Annotated in this window: 4 protein-coding genes; 2 read left to right on the top strand and 2 right to left on the bottom strand. The window is 68.3% G+C overall.

Features of this window, described 5'->3' with window-relative positions:
- Together HR086_RS45810 and nadB are read right to left on the bottom strand one after the other, a co-directional pair.
- On the bottom strand, positions 1 to 465 hold a 465-nt coding region (locus tag HR086_RS45810; RefSeq protein WP_254626750.1), incomplete at its 3' end, for a rhomboid family intramembrane serine protease.
- Between the two features lie 5 nt (positions 466 to 470).
- Positions 471 to 2,060, bottom strand: coding sequence for an L-aspartate oxidase (nadB, locus tag HR086_RS45805; RefSeq protein WP_174455831.1), 1,590 nt, complete (start codon positions 2,058 to 2,060; stop codon positions 471 to 473).
- 87 nt (positions 2,061 to 2,147) lie between these two features.
- Here nadB and HR086_RS45800 point away from each other — a divergent pair, with 87 nt between their 5' ends.
- Both HR086_RS45800 and HR086_RS45795 read left to right on the top strand, forming a co-directional pair.
- Positions 2,148 to 2,837 (top strand): lytic transglycosylase domain-containing protein, encoded by a 690-nt coding sequence (locus HR086_RS45800; RefSeq protein ID WP_174455830.1) that lies wholly within the window; start codon positions 2,148 to 2,150, stop codon positions 2,835 to 2,837.
- On the top strand, positions 2,794 to 3,317 hold a 524-nt coding region (locus HR086_RS45795; RefSeq protein ID WP_174468803.1), incomplete at its 3' end, for a M48 family metallopeptidase. The genes HR086_RS45800 and HR086_RS45795, both read left to right, overlap by 44 nt.

The raw sequence follows: 3,317 nt of genomic DNA, 5'->3' as shown, positions 1-3,317 counted from the left end.
CCCCAGAATCATCCCCGACGCACCCACCATGGGTGTGTCGAAGTTGAAGAGCAGCGAGAAGGTGGACGCACCCAGCGCGGTGACGAGGGACAGCCCGAGGAAGCGCAGGCTGCCGATGCCGCGCTCCAGCGTGAAGCCCAGCGTCACCACCACGGACATGTTGAACACGAGGTGGAGGATGCCGCCGTGCTCGAGTGCCGCTCCGAGCAGTCGCCAGTACTGCCCGGCCTGCACCGCGGGGCCATACAGGGCGCCCAGCGGAAGCTCCCGGGAGTTGAACGACGGGAGCTGACCGGCCTCCTCCAGGCCGAACACCACGACGCAGATGCCGATGATGGCGTAGCAGACCCACGGCCTGGGCTGAGGCGCCTGGGGCGGCGGCGGGGTGCCGAACGGATGGCCTCCTCCCCGCTGCTCAGGGCTGGAGCCCGGTGCGTCGAGGATGTGTCGCGGTCCGGAGGACATGTCGCTCACAGCTCCCGGGAAAGGGTGGTGTCACGCAGCCAGTGGTGGTCGTCGGGGTGCGGGTAGTCGAGCGTGAAGTGCAGGCCGCGGCTCTCCTTGCGGCGGCTGGCGCAGTCGACGATGAGCAGCGCGACGTCGGCGATGTTGCGCAGCTCGATGACGTCGCGAGTCACCTTGAAGCGCCAGTAGTAGTCGCGAATCTCCTCGCGCAGCAGCTCCAGCCGGCGCCGCGCGCGCATCAGCCGCTTGTCCGTGCGGACGATGCCCACGTAGTTCCACATGAGCCGGCGAATCTCGTCCCAGTTGTGGCTGACGACGACGCTCTCGTCGGACTCCACCGCGCTGCCCGCGTCCCACGCTGGTGGGTCCTCGCCCGGCGTGGACAGGGAGGCCAGCTCCTCCTGGGCGACCTTGACGGCGCGCTGGCCGAACACCAGGCCCTCCAGCAGTGAGTTGGAGGCGAGCCGGTTGGCGCCGTGCAGGCCCGTGCAGGACACCTCGCCGATGGCGTACAGGCCGGGCACCGAGGTGCGCCCGTGCAGGTCCGTCACCACGCCGCCGCACTGGTAGTGGGCCGCGGGGACGACGGGGATGGGCTGCACCGCCATGTCGATGTTGAACGCCTTGCAGGTGGCGTAGATGTTGGGGAAGCGTTCGGTGAGGAAGGCCCGGCCCATGTGCGTCATGTCCAGGTACACGCACTCGTCGCCGGTGCGCTTCATCTCCGCGTCGATGGCGCGCGCCACCACGTCGCGCGGGGCGAGCGCGCCCAGCGGGTGATAGCGCTCCATGAAGGTCTGCCCGCCCTTGAGCTTGAGCTTGCCGCCCTCGCCGCGCAGTGCCTCGCTGATGAGGAAGCTCTTGGCCTCCGGGTGATAGAGGCAGGTGGGGTGGAACTGGTAGAACTCCATGTTCGCCACCTGCGCGCCCGCCCGGTACGCCATGGCCACGCCGTCACCCGTCGCCACATCCGGGTTGGACGTGTACAGGTACACCTTGCCCGCGCCGCCCGTCGCCAGCACCGTCACCTTCGCCAGGAAGCGCTCGATGCTTCCGTTCTCCTGCAGCGCATACGCCCCCACGCACCGGCTTGTCCCCGGCCTGGGCTGACGCCGGTCCAGGATGAGGTCGATGGCGGCGGTGTTGGCGAAGAAGGTGATGTTGGGGGTCGCGTCACACTCGGCCAGCAGGGCGCGCTGCACCTCGCGTCCGGTGATGTCGCCCGAGTGGATGATGCGGCGCGCGGAGTGGCCTCCCTCGCGCGTCAGGTCGAACTCGCCGGAGGTCTGCCGGTTGAACTCCGCGCCGAGCGTCACCAGCCCCTGTACGCGCTCGGGCCCCTCTCGCACCGTCACCTCCACCGCGTCCCGGTGGCACAGGCCCGCGCCGGCCACGAGGGTGTCCTCGATGTGGGCGTCGAAGCTGTCAGTGGGGGCGAGCACACTGGCGATGCCCCCCTGGGCATAAGCGGTGTTGCTCTCCGTTCGCTCGCGCTTGGTCAGCACGGCCACCGTGCCGTGCCTGGCCGCCTGGAGGGCGAATGAGAGGCCCGCAACGCCGCCTCCCAGGACGAGAAAATCGAACCGATGGGGCATGGCCGACAGCCTTAACGACTGTAAGTGCCGGAAACAAGGCGTTTTCTTGAGGACTTTCCTGCGTGTGTCTAAGGTTCGGGGGCCGATATGCGTGCCATTCCCGCGCTCAGCCTCTTCGCCGTGCTGGCCTTCCCGTCGTGGGCGGGAGCGTCCGAGTCCATCTACCGTTACGTGGAGAAGGACGGGACCATCGTCTACACGAACGTCCCGCCCTCCGGCTCCAAGGCGGCGAAGAAGATGAAGGGCTCGTTTGCCCAGGCGCCCGCGAAGAACTCGCCGGCGGTGGGACGCAAGAACACGCCGCCGGACCTGGACCCGCACATCGCCGCGGCGGCGCTGCGCTACCGCATCCCCACCGCGCTCGTTCGCGCCATCATGCACGCGGAGAGCAACTTCAATAAGAATGCCCTCAGCCACAAGGGCGCCAGCGGACTGATGCAGCTGATGCCGGCGACGGCGTCGGACATGTACGTGAAGGACATCTTCGACGAGCGCGACAACATCGAGGGCGGCGTGCGCTACCTTCGCGTGCTCGCCAACATGTTCGACGGCGACATGGTGAAGATGATTGCCGCCTACAACGCGGGGCCAGACGCGGTGAAGCGCTACGGTGGCAAGGTGCCCCCCTACGAGGAGACGCAGGGGTACGTCCGCAAGGTGCTCCAGCTCTACTACCACTACAAGGAGCGCGAGCGGCCCGCCGAGAGCGGTCCCCGCGAGCCCACATCCCAGAATGACGACGCGCGTGAAGGGGCGGGCGGAGACGAGCCCCGCTGACGACGAGTTCCTCCAGCAGCTCCAGCGCGGTGGCGAGCTGCTGGCCGCCAACAAGGTCATCGAGGCGAAGGAGTTCCTGGAGCGAGCCCACCAGCTCCAACCCCGCAACGAGAAGGCACAGAACCTCCTGGGGCTCTGCTACTTCAAGCTCGGCCTGTTCGACAGGGCGGCCGAGCTCTACGAGATGCTGGTGCGCGACAACCCGGTGGACCCGACGCTGCGGGTCAACCTGGGCCTGGTGTATCTCAAGACGAACGCGCTCCAGCGCGCCGTGCGTGAGTTCGAGACGGCCACGGACCTGTCGCCCGAGCACCAGAAGGCCCAGAACTACCTGGGCCTCGCCCTGGCGCAGATGGGCGAGTACGGCCGCGCGCGTGAGCACTTCCTGCTCGCGGGCAGCGACCAGATGGCGGACAAGATGTCGCGCGCCATCGCCGGGGAGAACTACTCCCGGCCCACGCCCGCGCCCGTGTCGCCCCC

The organism is Myxococcus sp. CA039A (assembly GCF_013336645.1).
GTDB lineage: Bacteria > Myxococcota > Myxococcia > Myxococcales > Myxococcaceae > Myxococcus > Myxococcus llanfairpwllgwyngyllgogerychwyrndrobwllllantysiliogogogochensis.
Note: the sequence above shows the minus strand (reverse complement) of the source record. Positions and strands in the feature narration are given on the sequence as shown.